The following is a 15,908-nucleotide window of genomic DNA, read 5'->3' as shown; positions in this document are numbered from 1 at the left end:
ACATCAGCAAGTATTCATAGTGTCACTCGCGGTCGTCAGGCTGGACTCCAGCGTCCCGCGCTCACCCGCGAGCGACGCTCCACGACCACACGAAGGGAACGAGATGAACGACACCGACACCGCTGTGCCGACCCTCTCAGAGGCAGAGCGCGACCGCCGTTGGGGTCTGACCCGGGCGCTCATGGCACATGAGGGCCTGGACGCCCTGGTCGTGTTCGGCGAGCACGAGGACGCAGGGCCGGCCCAGGTCGCCTACGACACGTGGTTCACCAACGAGCGCCCCGGGACGACCGTCGTCTTCCCCCGCGACGGCGAGCCGATCGTGCACCTGCCCGGAGCCATGTTCGTGCTGGACCACCTGGAGGCCGGCCGGCGGGGTCACGCATCCTGGATCGCGCCGCGGAACCTGCGCGGCTCCCGCACCTCCGGCGGGATCGCGGAGACGCTCACCGAGCTGGGCCTGACCAGGGGTACCGTCGGCGTCGTCGGCCTCGGGCCGCATCTCCCGTGGCACCCGGAGGGCGTTCTGCCTCATGTGCTGTGGGGCCGGGTCCGGGAGAAGCTCCCAAACATCGAGTTCCGGCCGACGGATGCCGTCGTCGGCCTGATGACGATGCGGCTCAGCGACGAAGAGATCCTCCTCGTGCGGCGCTCCGCCGAGATCGGCGACGCCATGGTGCAGGCCATGGTCGACGCCGCGGGCCCGGGCGTGTCCGAGGCCGAGGTCTACGCCGCCGGCATGGCCGAGGGTTATCGGCGTGGGACGCTCCCTTCGGCCATGCATCTCTGGTCCGGCCCCGACCCGGTCGCCTCAGGGATCCCCGCATGGGGGTACCGCGCGGAGGCGCCGCGCGTGCTGGCCGACGGCGACGTCGTCTATGCCGAGGTGTTCTCCCAGTTCGGCGGGCGGCACACGCAGCACCAGGTCACGATCGCCGTCGGCGACGTCCACGAGGACTACTGGCGCGCGGGCGACGTCGCACGGCAGGCCTACGACGCCGGTCTGGCGACGCTACGGCCAGGGCGGACCTTCGGCGACGTCGTGGAGGCGATGCACGCACCGCTCGACGCGCACGACGGGCAGATGTACCTCATCGCCGTCCACTCGCTCAACCCCGGCCTCGCGATGGGCAAGGGGCGCGGGGACATCAGCCTGCTCCCCGGTGCGCAGGCTTACCCGGCCGCGCACGGCCACCCCACCTTCATGGCCGACCTCGTGCTGCAGCCAGGGATGTGCTTCGTCCTGGAGCCGCAGTACGCCTTCGGCGGCCACCTCGCCCACGTCGGCGGCACCGCGATCGTGACCGACGGCGAGCCGATCGCGTTCAGCCCGCTGACCCGGGAGGTGCTCCGCGCCGGACGGCGCGCGCATCGAGCTCCACGATGACGCTGTGCGCCGGATGGAGGAGCGGAAGGCGCAGCCCGACCGCACCGAGCGCGGAACCCGTTGTCTCCGCCGGACCGTCCCCGGCGGCGAGCAGCGGCGGGACCTCGCGCGGGAGGGTCGCGGGGAAGGGCGTCAGCACCCGGTACCGGCGCTCGGCCGGCAGCGCGGGGACGCGCAGCAGCGGCGGCAGGGCTCGCACGCCGCTGGCCGACCGGGCCAGGCTCACCACCGCCTGACCGCCGTCGGGCGCGACGATGGCCGTCGCGCTCGTGCCGGCGTCCCCGGTCGGCGGGTGGTGCACGTCGCCGGTGTGCAGCAACGGCCTGAGCCGCCGGTAGGCGGCGATGGCCTCGCGTAGCTCCTCCAGCTCGTCCGGCGTGCACGTCGTGATGTCCCACTCGATGCCGAAGTGGCAGAACAGCGCCACGGCGATCCGGAAGTCGAGCCCGGTCGCCCGCCTGGTGGTGTGCGCGACGGGCGGGCCGACGTGGGCGCCGATCAGTTCCGGGGGAAGCAGCAACTGGGTCCAGCGCTGGATGGCGAGCCGCTCGACCGGGTCGTTCGTGTCGGAGGCCCACACCCGGTCCGTGTGCTCGAGGATGCCGAGGTCCACGCGGGCCCCGCCCGAGGCGCACGACTCGATCTCCAGGCCCGGGTGCCGTTCCTTGAGCGCCGCGAGCAGCCGGTAGACCGCCTCCGTGTGGCGGTGCACGTTCGCGCGGCCGGCGTGCACGGCCTCGATGAGGTCGCGGTTCTGGTCCCACTTGATGTAGTCGAGCCGGTACTCGAGCACGAGCGCCGAGATCGTCTTGAGGAGGTGGTCGAACACCTCCGGCCGCGACACGTCGAGCACGTACTGGTTGCGCCAGGTGCGGACCTGGTTCTCGATCGGCTGCAGCAGCCAGTCGGGATGCTCGCGCGCGAGCCGTGAGTCGAGGTTGACCATCTCGGGCTCGAGCCAGAGCCCGAACTCCATACCCTGCTCGCGCACGAGCTCGACCAGCGGATGCAGGCCGTCCGGCCACGGCTCCGGGTCCACCTGCCAGTCCCCGAGGCCGGCCGAGTCGTCGCGGCGGCCGAGAAACCAGCCGTCGTCGAGCACGAACCGTTCGACGCCGATCCCGGCCGCGAGGAGGGCGAGCTGCTCGAGCTTGCCGAGATCATGGTCGAAGTAGACGGCCTCCCAGGTGTTGAGCGTGACCGGCCGCGGCCGCCGCGGGTGCTGGGGCCGGTTGCGCACGAACCGGTGGAACCGGCGCGCGATACCGTCGAGCCCTTCGTCGCTCCACACGAACATCGCAGCGGGCGTCCGGAAGGAGTCTCCCGGCTCGACGGTGATCTCGCCCGGACGCAGGAGCGCGCCCGCGCCGAACACCGTGCGGCTCTCGGGCAGCGCGTCGATGCGGTGGACGGAGTCGCCGCTCCACGCCAGATGGACCGCCCACAGCTCGCCGTGCGTATCGCCGAACCCCTCGGTCCCGAGCGCCAGCACCAGAGGCGAGTCGTGCCCGGTGCGGCCGCGGCGCGACTCGCGCGCGTGGCTGCCCTGCACGAGCGGACGCCGCTGCGGGGCGCGCTCGCGCGTCCAGCGGCCGGAGAAGTCGAGCACCTCGGTGGCGAGGTCGCCGACCGGCATCGTCGCCTCGAGGATCGCGAGGTCGACCGGCTCCGTGCCCGTGTTGTGCAGCTCGTGCACGACCTTCAGCACCCCCGACGGATCGAGGGTGAGCTCGATGACGACACCCAGCCCGTCCGCCTCGGCCGCGACGCGCAGGTACCGCTCGTCACCGTCGGCGGCAGTGCGGCGCCAGCGCGGCAACAGCGCCCGCCGTCCGGCATGGCCGGCGAGGCCGGGGCGCCCCTCCCAGCCGTCGTGCTCGCCCGGCAGCAGCGTCAGCGGCCACGGTGCGTCGAGCGCGCTGGGCGACGGCGGCCGAGCGACCGTGTGCAGCAGGTGCTCGCCGCCGGCCTCGTCGAGCGGGCCGATGTCGCGGCCCCAGTGCACCACCTCGGGCAGGCCGTGCTCCGGGAGTGCCACGACCACGCCGACGCCGGCCGCGCGCAGCACGCGGACGGGCGGATCGGCGGATGCGGAGGTGGTCTCGGTCGGCTTGGTGGTCTCGGCCGGCTCGGTGATCTCGGTCGGCTTGGTGGTCTCGGTCGGCTCGGTGGCTTCGAGGGTCATGCGGTCGGGCTCTCGCGAAGCACGACGACGCCGCCGGCCGGCACGACCGCCTCGTGGTCGAACGAGGTGTCGTCGAGCACCGACTGCCCCGACACGCCGACCTTCTCGTCGGTGTCGGAGTGGTTGATGAGGAACAGCACGTCGCCGTCCGGCGTGCGCCGTCGGACCGCCTCGATGCCGGTGCTCGCCTCGACCGCGCGCGGCAGGGCGAGCTCGTCGATGAGCCGGTCGGCGATGCGTTCGGCCGAGTCGAGCGGGAGCATCGCCGACACGTACCAGGCGGTTCCCTCGCCGACGGCGTGGCGGGTGACCGCAGCGCGACCGGCGGAGTCCCCGTCGGCATAGGTGACGACAGCCTCGGCGCCGTGCAGGTTGGTGTCCTCGCTCCAGTCGGTGACCGTGCCGCCGTCGGAGAGGCGCACGGTCTCGTCCACCTGCAGCGGGCGGAACTCCTCGCTGGTGACCCCGAGCAGGTCGCGGAACGCGCCGGGGTAGCCGCCGCCACGCACGCGGCTGGTCTCGTCCACGACACCGGTGAGGTAGGTGACCAGTGCGGTACCGCCGGCGCGCACGAACGCGCCGAGGCGCGCCGCCTGCGCGTCGGAGACGACGAACAGGGTGGGCAGGACGACGAGGTCGTAGCCGTCCAGGTCGGAGTCGACCGGGAGCACGTCGACGAGCACCTGACGCTGCCAGAACACCCGGTGCCACAGCCGCGTCTCACGGGAGTACCGCAGCGCACGGTGCGGCTTGAGGCCCTGCTGCAGCGCCCACGCCGACTCCTCGTCGACGAGCAGCGCGACCTTCGCCGGCTCCACCGGGGATCCCGCGATACCTCGCAGCCGCCGCAGCGCGTCACCGAGCCGCACGATCTCGCGCCACACGCGGCTCTCGGTACCGGCGTGGGGCAGCATCGCCGAGTGGAACTGCTCGGTCCCCGCGGTGGAAGCACGCCACTGGAAGAACATCGCGCCGTCGGACCCGCGTGCCACGTGGGCGAGCGCGTTGCGGAGGATCTCGCCGGGCGCCTTCGCGCGGTTGCGCTCCTGCCAGCTCGGCCCGCCGGTCGAGTGCTCCATCAGGAGCCACGGGGTGCGGCCGGCGGCCAGGCCGCGCATCCGGTCGGCGGCGAAGGCGAGATCCTGCTGACGCACCGGGTCGTCGACGATCGTGTAGTGGTCGTTCGCCACGACGTCGACGTGCCCGGCCCAGTCGGAGTAGTCGACGACGTGCCAGCCGGCGCCCACCATGAAGTTGGTCGTGACGGGCGCGTCGCTGTGCGCGCGGAGCACCGCCGCCTCGGCGAGGTAGTGCTCGAGCAGCTCGTCGGACGAGAAGCGCTCGAAGGCGAGGAACAGCCCCGGGTTCACCTTGTGCTGCTCGCTCCGAGGCGGCTCGATGTGGTCGATATCGGTGAAGGTGTGCCCCCAGAACGCCGTGCCCCACGCGGCGTTGATCGCCTCGACGGTGCCGTACTCCGCACGCAGCCACTCGCGGAACCGGGCCGCCGTCACCTCGCAGTAGCAGCGTCCGTTGCCGCCACCGAGCTCGTTGCTCACGTGCCACAGCCGCACGGCGGGGTGATCGCCGTAGCGCTCGGCCAGGGCCGTGGTGATCCGCAGCGCGTGCTCACGGAACACCGGTGAGCTGGCGCACCAGCCGAGCCGGCCGCCTGGCTGCTCGCGCTCGCCGTGGGCGTCGACCGGCAGGATCTCCGGGTGCGCGTGCAGCAACCAGCTCGGCGGTGCCGCGGTCGGGGTGGCGAGGTCGACGGCGATGCCCGCGTCGTGCAGCAGGCCGATCACCTCGTCGAACCAGCCCCAGTCGTACTCGCCCTGGCGCGGTTCGAGCAGACCCCACGAGAACACCCCGAGGGTGACGATGTTGACGCCCGCCTCACGCATGAGGCGTACGTCCTCGCGCCACGTCTCCGGCGCCCACTGCTCGGGGTTGTAGTCGCCTCCGTAGCTCAGGCCGTCGGTCGGCCAGGCGGTCGGAGTGCGTCGGGTAGCGGGTCGTTCGGCTGCGCGGCGGGCCACGGGCATCTCCTTCGACGTCGGTGCGGGGCGGTCGTGCCCCGGCTGCTCAGCCTTGCCGAGCACGGCCATGTTTGTCAACGCGCGAAACAAAGAGTGCGGTCCCGCTGGAAGCGGAGCCTAGAAGCGGACTCTAGAAGCGGAGCATCGTGCGGATGCCCAGCACGGCGCCGCCGCGAGCCCACTCGTCGAACTCGAACGGCTGGATGTCGACCGTCGGCGCGGGAACGCCGGGGGCGAGCGACTGCTCGATCATGGCGTGCACCTCGCGGCCGGCGAGCTCCATGACGACGAGCCCGTCGCCGGCGAGCACGATCTTCTCCGGGTCGAGGGCGTTGGCCACGGTGCCGATGAGCACGCCGAGCGCGTGCCCCGCGTCGACGAAGGCTCGCCGGGCGCCGCCGTGACCGTCGCGGGCGAGTGCCACCACCCCGGCGAAGTCCAGACCGGGGATCCGGAGGGCGTCGACGATCGCCTGGTTGGGCAGCAGCGCGCTCACGCAGCCGCGGTGTCCCGAGCCGCAGATGGGTCCAGCGGAGTCGACGGGCAGGTGGTCGAGCTTGCCCGCGCGCCCGTGATGGCCCGTGACCACGCGGTTGTCGACGACAAAACCGAAGCCGACGCCCACGCCGACGGTGATGAGCGCCAGCGAGCTGCAGCCGGCTCCGGCGCCGAACCAGTGCTCGGTCGCGGTGAGCGCGCGCACGTCGTTCTCCGCGCTCGTGGGGATGCCGAGCCGTTCGGTGAGGCGTTCGGCGAGGTAGACGTTCCGCCAGCCCAGGAACCCCGACTCGGCGACGATCTGGCGGCCGTCCACCACGGCGAGGTCGCCGGCGAGGGCGACGCCGGCGGCGACGATCGTGCCGTACGTGGCGGCGAACCGGGCGTGGACGGCGGCGATCTGGTCGATCACCGCGTCCGGCTCTCGCGAGGCGATGGGCACCTCGTGGGCGGCCACGATGCGCGCGCCGAGGTCGGTGACGACGGCGTACACCGTGTCGCCGGTGAGCTTCACCCCGAGGAAGTGCCGCGCGTCGTACCGCACCACGAGCAGCTCGCTCGGCCGGCCGGTCGAGCCGCGCAGCTCGACGTCGCCCTCTGCGACGAGCCCGTGGTCCATGAGGGCCCGGGTGACCCGGGTCAGGCTCGCGCGCGACACGCCGAGCCGGCGGGCGATCTCGGCCCGGGGGAGCGGCCCGTGGACGAGCAGCTCGCGCAGCACACCGCCCTCGGCGTCAGTCAGCACCGGCCACCCCGTCGTTCCCGACGGAGCGGTGGCGGCCTGAGCTTGTGGCATCGCGCACCTCGTCTCCTCGCCTCGGATCCTATCCGTCCGGCCTCGCCGGGACGGGCCGCGCCACCCGGTCGGCACGGGCATCTTTGTTTCGCTAGTTGACAAAGCATGCCCCCGTCGCCACACTTTGGTCCAGTCGGCGCATGCCGCCGGCTCGCACCAGTCAAAGGAGATCACGATGCGAATGAGACCCCTCATGGCGTCCGCCACCGCCGTCGTCAGTGCTGCCGCCCTGAGCGGCTGCGCTTCCGCCGGCGGCAGTACCGAAGGCCCCGTCACCCTGGAGCTCTGGGCATGGACCACCGAGGGCCAGAGCGTCGTCGACCAGTGGAACAGCGAGAACCCGGACATCCAGGTGAAGCTGACCGACGCCGGCGGCGGGGACGAGTCGTCCCAGAAGCTGCTCACCGCGTCGCGCGCCGGGAACGCCCCCGACCTCGCGCTCGTCGAGTACACGACCCTGCCCTCGCTGATCGTCGCCGACGTCCCGCAGGAGATCACGGACTACGTGAGCGACGTGCAGGACGTCTTCACCGAGGGCACCTGGGCGCAGACCACCTTCGACGGCGCCGTGTTCGGCGTGCCGCAGGACGTCGGTCCGATGGCGTTCGTGTACCGGCAGGACCGCTTCGAGGAGCTCGACGTCCCCGTGCCCACCACCTGGGAGGAGTTCCGCACGGCGGCCGCCGCCGTGCAGAAGGCCGACCCGGACGCCGTCATCACGAGCCTGCCGCCCACCGAGTTCGGGTTCTTCGCCGGCGTCGCCACGCAGGCGGGCGGCCAGTGGTGGTCCGTGGACGGCGACGAGTGGACCGTCGGGATCGCCGACGAGGCATCGCTCGAGGTGGCCGACTTCTTCGAGGAACTGGCCACCGGGGGGCTGATCCAGACCGAGCCGCTGCTGACGCCGGAGTACAACGCCATGGTCAACGCCGGCACGATGCTCTCCTGGCCGTCGGCCGTGTGGGCGCCGAGCGTCATCGAGTCCGTCGCGCCCGAGACCGCCGGCGACTGGGCGATGGCACCGCTGCCGCAGTGGACCCCTGGCGACAAGGCGGTCGCCTACCAGGGCGGCTCGGCCCTCGTCGTGACGAAGGACAGCGAGCACCCCGAGGAGGCGGCCAAGTTCGCGACGTGGCTCAACGCCAGCGAGGAGGGCAACGCCCTGCTGCTGGACGAGCAGAGCCTCTACCCGGCTTCCAACCTGGGCCAGGAGATGGCCGCGAGCAACGACCCGCCCAGCCTCATGCCCCAGCAGGACGACTTCTACTCGATCGCCGCGGACATCTCCTCCGAGACCGTCCCGGTGACCTGGGGCCCGAACGTGAACCTCGCCAAGTCGGTCTTCGAGGACGAGCTGGGCAAGGCCATCCGCAACGGCACGCCCTGGCGTGACGCCTTCGTCGCCACGCAGGAGGCGGTGGTCGCCGACATGAAGGAGACCGGGTTCGCCGTGAGCAACGGCTGACGGCCAGGCGCCGGCCCGGCCCAGGCGGGGCGCCGAACCCGCTCTGGCCGGGGGCGCCGGCCCCGCTCTCTTCCATTACAACCTGCATCGAGAGGACGCCACAGATGTCGATCACCGTGCAGAGACAGCACTCCGCGGAACCGCCGCCAGGCGTGCCCTCGTCCACCCGCGCGACGCGCCCGTCGCGTCGCCCCCGGCGGGTGCAGGTCGCGCCGTACCTGTTCACCGCCCCGGCGGTGATCCTCTACGTCGCCTTCATGCTCATCCCGGTCGGCTACGCCGTGTGGCTGAGCCTCCGGGCCTACCGCATCGAGGGCGCCCTCCTGGGCCGCAAGACGGACGTGTTCGTGGGCCTCGAGAACTACGCCGCCGTGCTGGCCGACCCCGAGTTCGTCGCCGGGTTCGGCCGGCTCACGCTCTACGGCGTGCTCGCGGTGCCCCTCACGCTCGGCCTCGCGCTCCTGTTCGCGCTCGTGCTCGACACCCCGGCCGCGCGGCTCAAGCGGTTCGGGCGCACGGCGATCTTCATCCCCTATGCGGTGCCGGGCGTGGTCGCCGCGCTGCTGTGGGGATTCATGTACCTGCCGAGCACGAGCCCGTTCTCCTACCTCACGCGGGCGCTCGGCCTCGGCACCGTGCCCTTCCTGGAGGAGCCGGGGCTGTTCGGCTCGCTGGCGAACATCGCGGTCTGGGGTGGCGTCGGCTTCAACATGATCATCATCTACACGTCGCTGCGGGGGATCCCGAACGAGATCTACGAGTCCGCCCGGCTCGACGGCGCCAGCGAGACCCAGATCGCGCTCCGCATCAAGGTGCCGCTCGTGGTGCCGGCGCTCGTGCTCACCGGGGTCTTCTCGCTGATCGGAACGCTCCAGCTCTACAGCGAGCCCGCGACCCTGCAGCCGATGACGAGCGCCATCTCGAACACCTGGGTGCCCCTGATGACCATCTACCGCGACGCCTTCGGCACCGACGACCTGCCGCGGGCAGCGGCTGCGTCCACCGTGCTCGCCGTCGGGACCGTGCTCGTCTCGGTGGTCATCCTGCGGATCGTCAACCGCAGGCGCATGGGGGTCGAACGATGACCGCCACCACCGCGCACCCGGCGCCGGCGACCGCCCGCCGGAGCCCGTCCGACCGTGCACGCCAGCACGCCCGCCAGGGTGGCTGGGGTGCGCTGCCCACGATCGTGCTGCTGGTCGGTGCCGTCTACTGCCTCATCCCGGTGATCTGGGTGTACGTGGCCGCGAGCAAGACCCGCGGCGAGCTGTTCACCACCTTCACCTTCGCTCCCGGCACCGGGCTGTGGGAGAACCTGGTGGCGCTGTTCGCGTACGAGAACGGGCAGTACCTCCTGTGGTGCCTCAACTCGCTGATCTACTCCGGCGCCGGATCGCTGCTCTCGGTGCTCGTCTCGACGATGGCCGGGTACGCGCTCGCGAAGTACGCGTTCCCCGGGCGCGCGTTCCTGTTCCTGTCGATCCTCGGCGGCGTGCTCATCCCGGGCATCGTGCTCGCGGTGCCGCAGTACCTGCTGCTGTCGCAGCTCGGGCTCGTCGGCACCCACTGGTCGGTGCTGCTGCCCAGCATCATCAGCCCGTTCGGCATCTACCTCTCGCGGGTGTATGCGATGTCGGCAGTGCCGCAGGAGACCCTCGAGGCCGCGCGCATCGACGGCGCGGGGGAGTGGCGCATCTTCCAGAACATCGTGCTGCCCCTGATGGTGCCCGGAATGGTGACCGTGTTCCTCCTGCAGTTCATCGGTACCTGGAACAACTTCCTGCTGCCGTACATCATGCTCTCGGACCAGGACCTGTACCCGCTCACCGTGGGCCTGTTCACCCTGCTCGCGAAGGGGTCGGGCTCGCCGGCGCTCTACTCCGTTGCGATCACCGGCGCCGCGGTCTCGATCATCCCGCTGCTCGCGCTCGTGCTGTTCCTGCAGCGCTACTGGCGCCTCGATCTTGTGTCGGGCGGGCTCAAGGGATAGCGCTGGTCACGACGACGCCGATGGCCGCTGGCGCCAGCGGTCGATGCCGTCGAGGACCAGGTCGAGCCCGGCGTCGAACTCGGCGATGAAGTCGTACTCGGGGTCTGCCGTCACGGCGTCCATCGCTGCGAGCATGCTGGGGTACTGCCGCATCGCGGCCTCCTGGTCGGGGTCGACGTCGCCGGGCTCGGTGGTGGGCATGGTGATCTGCTGCACCGCGAAGCCGTAGACGTAGCTGTCGAGGACGACGAACGCGCGCGATGCCAGGCGCGCGGAGCATCCCGCCGCGATCAGGGTCGCCGGATGGTGAGCGCATCGAGCCCTTCGGCGTCAGCGAGCTCGAAGGCAGCCTGGACCACACGCTCGCGCGACAAAGAGTTGCGAGGGGCGCGGGCGGGCCTTGTCATGCCGACAGCCTACCCGTAGTGTACTAAGTACACTCTCGACTTGCCGCCACTGCGGCGCAGGGACCTCCTCTCGAAAGAAGAACCGATGACCACCATCCGAACGACCACCCCGAACCTGCTCGACACCCCGCCGATCCCCGTGCAGGCCAAGGTCGCCGCCGCATGGACCACCTTCATGCTCCTCTACATCTACGTCGACTACTACCACCTCTACAAGCCCGGCACTGTCGACGACATCCTGGCCGGCGTCGTCTTCGAGTTCGACATCAGCCCGGCGCTGATGACCGCGTTCCTCGGCCTGATCACGATCCCGGCCCTGATGGTGGTCCTCTCCATGACGCTACCCGCCCGGGTGAACCGCACCACGAACCTCGTCGTGGCATCGCTGTACCTCCCCGTCACAGTGTTCAACGCCGTAGGGGAGTCCTGGGAGTGGGCCTCCTTCTACGGCCTCTCCATCGGAATCGAAGTGCTGCTCCTGGCCTTCATCCTGCGCTCCGCCTGGACCTGGCCTCGAACCCCCGCCGTCCCAACCGGCCCCGCCACGACCAACCTTCGACAGGACACTCGACAGTAGGTATCCGTGCAAGGCCCTACGGCGTGAAGCCCGCCGCAGCGGACACCGGGCCGACCGTGATCAGCTCAGTCGCGGGTCAGCGCCGCTTCCAGCCTCAGCTCTCGTTCGCCTCGGGTCTCGCTGCGGCGAAGGCCTTGGGCCAGGCCTGCTCGAAGGCGCGCTTGCCGGCGGGGTCGGCGTCGTAGCCGGACTGGGTCCATGATCCGTGCGGCCAGTCGGGTGCGGCCTGCGCGCGCCAGAGGACGGCGCCGCGATCGAGGCCGAGGACGACGACGCCGTTGGTGCCCTCGCAGACCCAGACCGTGAACGGCCGGTCCCGGCGGACCGACCGGGCACCGTCCGGGAACTGGTGGGCGAAGGCGCGCACCCGGTTCCGGTCAGGGTCGACCAGATCGATCCTGGTCGAGGTCTCGGCCCGGTCGTCCTGCTCCGGGTGCGGGTGCGGGTAGGGCCAGCACGGCCACGCCTGCCACGGTGCGCTCGCCAGGGCCTCGGCCATCTCGGCGGGCAGACGCCGCCAGCTGGTTCGCGCGAGCACGGCCACCCCGGCCGCGACCGCGGCGACCAGGCCGACGGTGAGCACCTCGCCGCCGAGCACGTTGCCCGCGACCTGCAGCTCCAGGACCTGCACGCCGGTGCCGAGCAGAACCGAGACGCACGTGATCGTGAACCAGTACGCGATCGCGGTACCCACGCGCCGGCGGAGCCCGAACTCGCGCCGGTACGCGCCCAGACCGGCGCGCGTCGCCCCGACCTCGATCGCAGGACGATCCGACTCCCAGTACCCGTATCTGCTGGCGCTCATCACCTCTCCAGTCGCAGGCGCTGCCTCAGGGTAGGGCCACCACCGCACGGGCGGGTGATCGCGAGACGAACACTTCGGGTACGAGAGTCGGGCGTTCGCAGCCCTTGTAGCTCAGGTGCCGGGGCCGCCCTCGGCGCGGCTCGGTAGGGCGGCGACCATCGCCCCGGCGTCGTCCTCCCCGACGAGCACCGACGTGGCCTCCGCTCGCTTGAACAGCTGGACCCGTGCGGGGACCGGACGCGACAGGTTGAGCAGCACCAGGGGGGAGGCCGCTGAGCGCACCAGGGACACCCGCCCGGTGGCGGCGTCGAGACCGGCGCCCAGCTCGGCCGGCCGGGTCGCGGTCGGCAGGTACTCGCCGGCCGACTCCACGGCGTCGAGCGGGATGCTGACAGCAGCGACCCATCCGAGCCGCAGCCGGAGTACGTCCTTCGTGAGGCGGTGGCGCGACCACAGCGGGGAGGCGAACGCCACGAGCAGTGCGAGCGTGAGCCCGCCGACGACCACGTCGACGACGAGCGCCGCCTGCCACGGAAGGAAGGCCGCGGCGATCCAGTGCAGGATCGCCGCCTCGAGCACGCCCAGGACCGACCTGGTCACGGCCACGATGGCGGAGATCCGACCGCGCCTGGTCCAGGCGGCACTCACCGGTCGTCGTGCGGAGAACGAGAACCTGCGCCACGAGGACAACTTCCTGTCCGACTACGACCTGTGGATGCACCAGCGGTACAAGGAACTCCTGGCCGGTGTGATCCCGTCGTTCATCTACGCCTCCGAGGAGGACGACCCGCAGGTCATCGGCGAGGACACCGACCGGACCTGTGTGTCCTGGTCGACCCGCTGGACACCAGCGAGCTCGCGGTGCGGGCCCTGCACGGGTACACGCACCTGATGATCTACTCGCGGTCGTTGCGGCGGCCGGTCATTGCGGTCGTGGGCGATATCTTCCACCACGTCCGGCTCTACCTCGCCGTCCGGGAGGACGACGGCACGGACCGGGCTTTCCTGATCACGGCGGACGGGGACCGGCACGTCCTGGAGTCGCCGTCGAATGCTCACCTGTCCCGGGCCCTGGTGACGAACTACCTGATGCGGCCGGCCGAACGGTTCCGGCCCTTGGCGCGGCAGGAACGGTTCTTCGATTTGCTCAGCGCGCCCGGTGAGGACGGGAGGGCGAAGGGGCGGATCGGTGTCGACTTCGGGTCGATCAGCTTGTGCCATGTCGCGGCCGGGTTCACCGACGCCACGATGGAGATCGCCAAGGGCTTCGCCGTGTGGGACCTGTCCCCGGGGCACTACATCCTGCACGCCGCCGGCGGAGTCACCATCGACCTCGAAGGCAACCCCATGACGCTCGACTACGGGCTCAACACCCTGGCCGAGATCAACGCGACCATGAGTCGGCGGCGAAAGTTCATCGCCGCAGGCAACCAGGCCCTTGCCGAGGAGATCCGGAGCGCCATACGCGTCTGAAGCCGGTGCCCAGCGCCTCGATCCGTTCGCGACCCTACAAGGGGCACCATGGAGGTGGAGTGGTGGACCCGGTTCGGCGGTCAGATCGAAGCCGACTGGGAGTCCAACAACCTCCGGCGGTACTCCAGTCGGGACCGCATCCTGCTGGATGCACTCGCGCACGATCCTGCCTGGAGCACAGACGGGCTGTTCGCTCTGCCCCAGGGCTTCCGACGTCTCAGCGAGCTTGGGCAAGGACGCGTCGACCTGCCCGCCGTCGAATGGGGAACTTGATGTCAGACACCTGGTACAGCGGCAATGCGACCGATGACGCGGACCAGCACCGCGGCTGGCTCCTGGGCCACTTCATTGCCCCGGAGACCCCTGGTGCGGTCGTCCGCAACTCCGGCGCGCTGGAGGTGAAGTGGGGCATCCATCCGGCGGGCCAGCGGCGTTCCGAGTGGACCGCTGACGACCGGCGCACGACGATGCTCCTGCTGGTCAGTGGTCGGTTCCGACTCGACCTGACGGTCGGCAGCACGATCCTTGAGCGGCAGGGCGACTACGTCGTCTGGGGCCCCGATATCGACCACTCCTGGCAGGCCGAGGAAGACGCTGTAGTCGTTACCGTCCGGTGGCCGTCTGCCTGACGCCGCGAATAGCCGCCCGCCAGCTGAAGGCGATGGCCACGACCATGAACGGGTAGGGGCACTTGATCCAGTCGCCGCACCTGTTTGTTTCGAAGTCCTGTCCTTCGCTGAGGGCCCGTGCGCTGGCTGTAGCAGCATGAAGCCCCCGGCGATACTGAACGCGTGGAATACGTGTCGAGAGTGCTGCGGCCGCCGCTGGACGGGCTGATCGATGACCTCTACTACCTGGAGGGTCCAGCGCCGTACTCCCGACTGATGCTGCCGGCTGCGCCGGCGCCGTTGCTCATAGTCAACCTCGGGATGCCGTTCCTCATCCGCGCCGGCACGGCTGTCGAGGCGGCGGAGTACGTCGACGGCTGCGTGGTCGCCACGCCCACCCGTGCGTGGGAGTTCAGCTACCCACCCCGGACCCGGTCCGTCGGCGTGCACTTCAAGCCGTGGGGGCTGGCCCCGTTCCTGCCGATGCCCGCGGCCGAGCTGTGCGACCGGCCGACGACGGTCGCGCAGATCTGGGGCCACGCGTCGACCGCTGAGCTGCGAGACCGGCTGACCACGGCGGACGCACCGCACGAGATGCTGACGCTGCTCGAGGACGAGCTGATGCGACGGCTGCGCGAGATCGACGGCCTGGACCTCGTGCGCCAGATGAGCAGCGCCATCGCGGCGACCGGCGGAGCGGTGCCGATCAGCGACCTCGGCGTCGCGGCCGGTGCCAGCAGCACCTACGTGGCGAGGCGGTTCAAGGCGGTTGTCGGTGTCACGCCGAAGCGGCTGGCTCGCAGCTACCGCTTCACCTACACCGTGCTGGCACTCGACGTCGCCGTACCGATCGACTGGGCCGACGTCGCCGCCCGCGCGGGCTACTTCGACCAGGCCCACTTCGTGCATGAGTTCCGCGAGTTCACCGGGCTCACGCCGACCCGGTACATCGAAGCCCGGCGGCGGTTCCTGCGCGAGTATCCCGACCACGCGCTGGACGGCTGGCCGCTGCCGGCCGATTGATTTCTTACAAGAGCGACCACTCACGACACACAAGACTCGGGACTCCAGACAGAGGAGGAACCCATGAGCAAGGTGGTCATGAATGCGGCGGTCTCGGTGGACGGCTTCATCGCGGCTGAGAACGACGATCCCGGTCCGCTGTTCGACTGGTTGGTCAGCGGTGACGTGCCACTGGACGACAGCGGCGTCCTGAAGGTGTCACAGGCGTCCTACGACCACATCCGGCCCTACTGGGACCAGATCGGGGCGACGATCGCCGGCCGCCACGTCTTCGACATCACGGACGGCTGGGACGGGACGCCTCCGTCCGGGGTCGACCACGTCGTCGTCGTGACCCACCGGCCGGCGCCCGAGGGCTGGGACCTCAAGGCGCCGTTCCACTTCGTCGACGGCATCAAGGCAGCTGTCGCCAAGGCACAGGAGCTCGCGGGTGACCGCGTGGTCGAGGTCGCCGCCGGCGACGTCGGCGGCCAAGCGCTTGCCGCGGGCCTGGTCGACGAGGTGCGCATGGACGTCGCACCCGTCGTGCTCGGGTCCGGCAAGCGCTACTTCGGGTCGGTCCACGCAGAGCACCTGCTGGAGGATCCTGACGTCGTGATCCAGGGCAACCGGGTGCTTCACCTGCGCTATCAGGTGCGCCGTTGACCGGAACGCT

At 70.8% G+C, this 15,908-nt stretch carries 17 protein-coding genes; 11 read left to right on the top strand and 6 right to left on the bottom strand.

The window, feature by feature from the left end; all coding sequences use genetic code 11:
* Window positions 1-103: 103 nt before the first annotated feature.
* The gene (locus AC0QU1_RS17790; protein WP_483571152.1) at window positions 104-1,387 is read left to right on the top strand and encodes a M24 family metallopeptidase; all 1,284 of its coding nucleotides are present in this window, start codon (window positions 104-106) and stop codon (window positions 1,385-1,387) included.
* Here AC0QU1_RS17790 and AC0QU1_RS17785 read toward each other — a convergent pair.
* The 3 genes from AC0QU1_RS17785 to AC0QU1_RS17775 all read right to left on the bottom strand — a co-directional run bounded on the left by AC0QU1_RS17785 (window position 1,326) and on the right by AC0QU1_RS17775 (window position 6,854).
* Window positions 1,326-3,572 (bottom strand): alpha-galactosidase, encoded by a 2,247-nt coding sequence (locus AC0QU1_RS17785; RefSeq protein ID WP_483571150.1) that lies wholly within the window; start codon window positions 3,570-3,572, stop codon window positions 1,326-1,328. The two genes, AC0QU1_RS17790 and AC0QU1_RS17785, sit on opposite strands and share 62 nt — an antisense overlap.
* A complete protein-coding gene (locus tag AC0QU1_RS17780) occupies window positions 3,569-5,617 on the bottom strand; it encodes a beta-galactosidase (protein ID WP_483576728.1) in 2,049 nt (682 codons plus the stop codon). Before AC0QU1_RS17780 ends, AC0QU1_RS17785 begins: the two co-directional genes overlap by 4 nt.
* A gap of 124 nt (window positions 5,618-5,741) precedes the next feature.
* Window positions 5,742-6,854 carry an ROK family protein gene (locus AC0QU1_RS17775; RefSeq protein WP_483571148.1) on the bottom strand — a complete coding sequence of 371 codons (1,113 nt, stop codon included), beginning with the start codon at window positions 6,852-6,854 and terminating at the stop codon, window positions 5,742-5,744.
* Window positions 6,855-7,080: 226 nt separating this feature from the next.
* Here AC0QU1_RS17775 and AC0QU1_RS17770 point away from each other — a divergent pair, with 226 nt between their 5' ends.
* The 3 genes from AC0QU1_RS17770 (at window position 7,081) to AC0QU1_RS17760 (ending at window position 10,360) form a co-directional block, all read left to right on the top strand.
* Window positions 7,081-8,370: an ABC transporter substrate-binding protein gene (locus tag AC0QU1_RS17770; RefSeq protein ID WP_483571146.1), complete on the top strand. Its 1,290-nt coding sequence runs from the start codon at window positions 7,081-7,083 to the stop codon at window positions 8,368-8,370.
* A gap of 104 nt (window positions 8,371-8,474) precedes the next feature.
* The gene (locus AC0QU1_RS17765) at window positions 8,475-9,455 is read left to right on the top strand and encodes a carbohydrate ABC transporter permease (RefSeq protein WP_483571144.1); all 981 of its coding nucleotides are present in this window, start codon (window positions 8,475-8,477) and stop codon (window positions 9,453-9,455) included.
* Window positions 9,452-10,360 carry a carbohydrate ABC transporter permease gene (locus AC0QU1_RS17760; RefSeq protein WP_483571142.1) on the top strand — a complete coding sequence of 303 codons (909 nt, stop codon included), beginning with the start codon at window positions 9,452-9,454 and terminating at the stop codon, window positions 10,358-10,360. Before AC0QU1_RS17765 ends, AC0QU1_RS17760 begins: the two co-directional genes overlap by 4 nt.
* Window positions 10,361-10,366: 6 nt before the next feature.
* On the opposite strand, the gene AC0QU1_RS17755 is transcribed toward AC0QU1_RS17760, so the two are convergent.
* Window positions 10,367-10,627, bottom strand: coding sequence for a TetR/AcrR family transcriptional regulator C-terminal domain-containing protein (locus AC0QU1_RS17755; RefSeq protein WP_483576726.1), 261 nt, complete (start codon window positions 10,625-10,627; stop codon window positions 10,367-10,369).
* 225 nt (window positions 10,628-10,852) lie between these two features.
* On the opposite strand from AC0QU1_RS17755, the gene AC0QU1_RS17750 reads away from it, so the two are divergent.
* Complete coding sequence (locus AC0QU1_RS17750) at window positions 10,853-11,344, top strand: DUF6326 family protein (protein ID WP_483569737.1); 492 nt, start codon at window positions 10,853-10,855, stop codon at window positions 11,342-11,344.
* Window positions 11,345-11,438: 94 nt separating this feature from the next.
* Here the strand turns inward: AC0QU1_RS17750 and AC0QU1_RS17745 are convergent, their stop codons facing one another.
* Together AC0QU1_RS17745 and AC0QU1_RS17740 are read right to left on the bottom strand one after the other, a co-directional pair.
* Window positions 11,439-12,149, bottom strand: coding sequence for a hypothetical protein (locus tag AC0QU1_RS17745; RefSeq protein WP_483571140.1), 711 nt, complete (start codon window positions 12,147-12,149; stop codon window positions 11,439-11,441).
* A 111-nt stretch (window positions 12,150-12,260) separates the two neighbouring features.
* A complete protein-coding gene (locus tag AC0QU1_RS17740; protein WP_483571138.1) occupies window positions 12,261-12,749 on the bottom strand; it encodes a hypothetical protein in 489 nt (162 codons plus the stop codon).
* A gap of 7 nt (window positions 12,750-12,756) precedes the next feature.
* Between AC0QU1_RS17740 and AC0QU1_RS17735 the strand changes: the two genes are divergently transcribed.
* The 6 genes from AC0QU1_RS17735 (at window position 12,757) to AC0QU1_RS17710 (ending at window position 15,898) form a co-directional block, all read left to right on the top strand.
* Window positions 12,757-13,041 (top strand): hypothetical protein, encoded by a 285-nt coding sequence (locus AC0QU1_RS17735; protein WP_483571136.1) that lies wholly within the window; start codon window positions 12,757-12,759, stop codon window positions 13,039-13,041.
* Window positions 13,011-13,622 (top strand): inositol monophosphatase family protein, encoded by a 612-nt coding sequence (locus AC0QU1_RS17730; RefSeq protein WP_483571134.1) that lies wholly within the window; start codon window positions 13,011-13,013, stop codon window positions 13,620-13,622. Before AC0QU1_RS17735 ends, AC0QU1_RS17730 begins: the two co-directional genes overlap by 31 nt.
* Window positions 13,623-13,670: 48 nt before the next feature.
* Entirely contained in the window at window positions 13,671-13,895 is a 225-nt protein-coding gene (locus AC0QU1_RS17725) for a hypothetical protein (protein WP_483571132.1), read from the top strand.
* Entirely contained in the window at window positions 13,895-14,251 is a 357-nt protein-coding gene (locus tag AC0QU1_RS17720; RefSeq protein ID WP_483571130.1) for a signal peptidase I, read from the top strand. Before AC0QU1_RS17725 ends, AC0QU1_RS17720 begins: the two co-directional genes overlap by 1 nt.
* A 162-nt stretch (window positions 14,252-14,413) precedes the next feature.
* Entirely contained in the window at window positions 14,414-15,253 is an 840-nt protein-coding gene (locus tag AC0QU1_RS17715; RefSeq protein ID WP_483571128.1) for a helix-turn-helix domain-containing protein, read from the top strand.
* A gap of 63 nt (window positions 15,254-15,316) precedes the next feature.
* The gene (locus AC0QU1_RS17710) at window positions 15,317-15,898 is read left to right on the top strand and encodes a dihydrofolate reductase family protein (protein ID WP_483571126.1); all 582 of its coding nucleotides are present in this window, start codon (window positions 15,317-15,319) and stop codon (window positions 15,896-15,898) included.
* Window positions 15,899-15,908: the final 10 nt, after the last annotated feature.

The organism is Promicromonospora noduliphila (assembly GCF_056951025.1).
The sequence above is the reverse complement of the archived record's forward strand: the minus strand, read 5'-3'. Positions and strand labels throughout refer to the sequence as shown.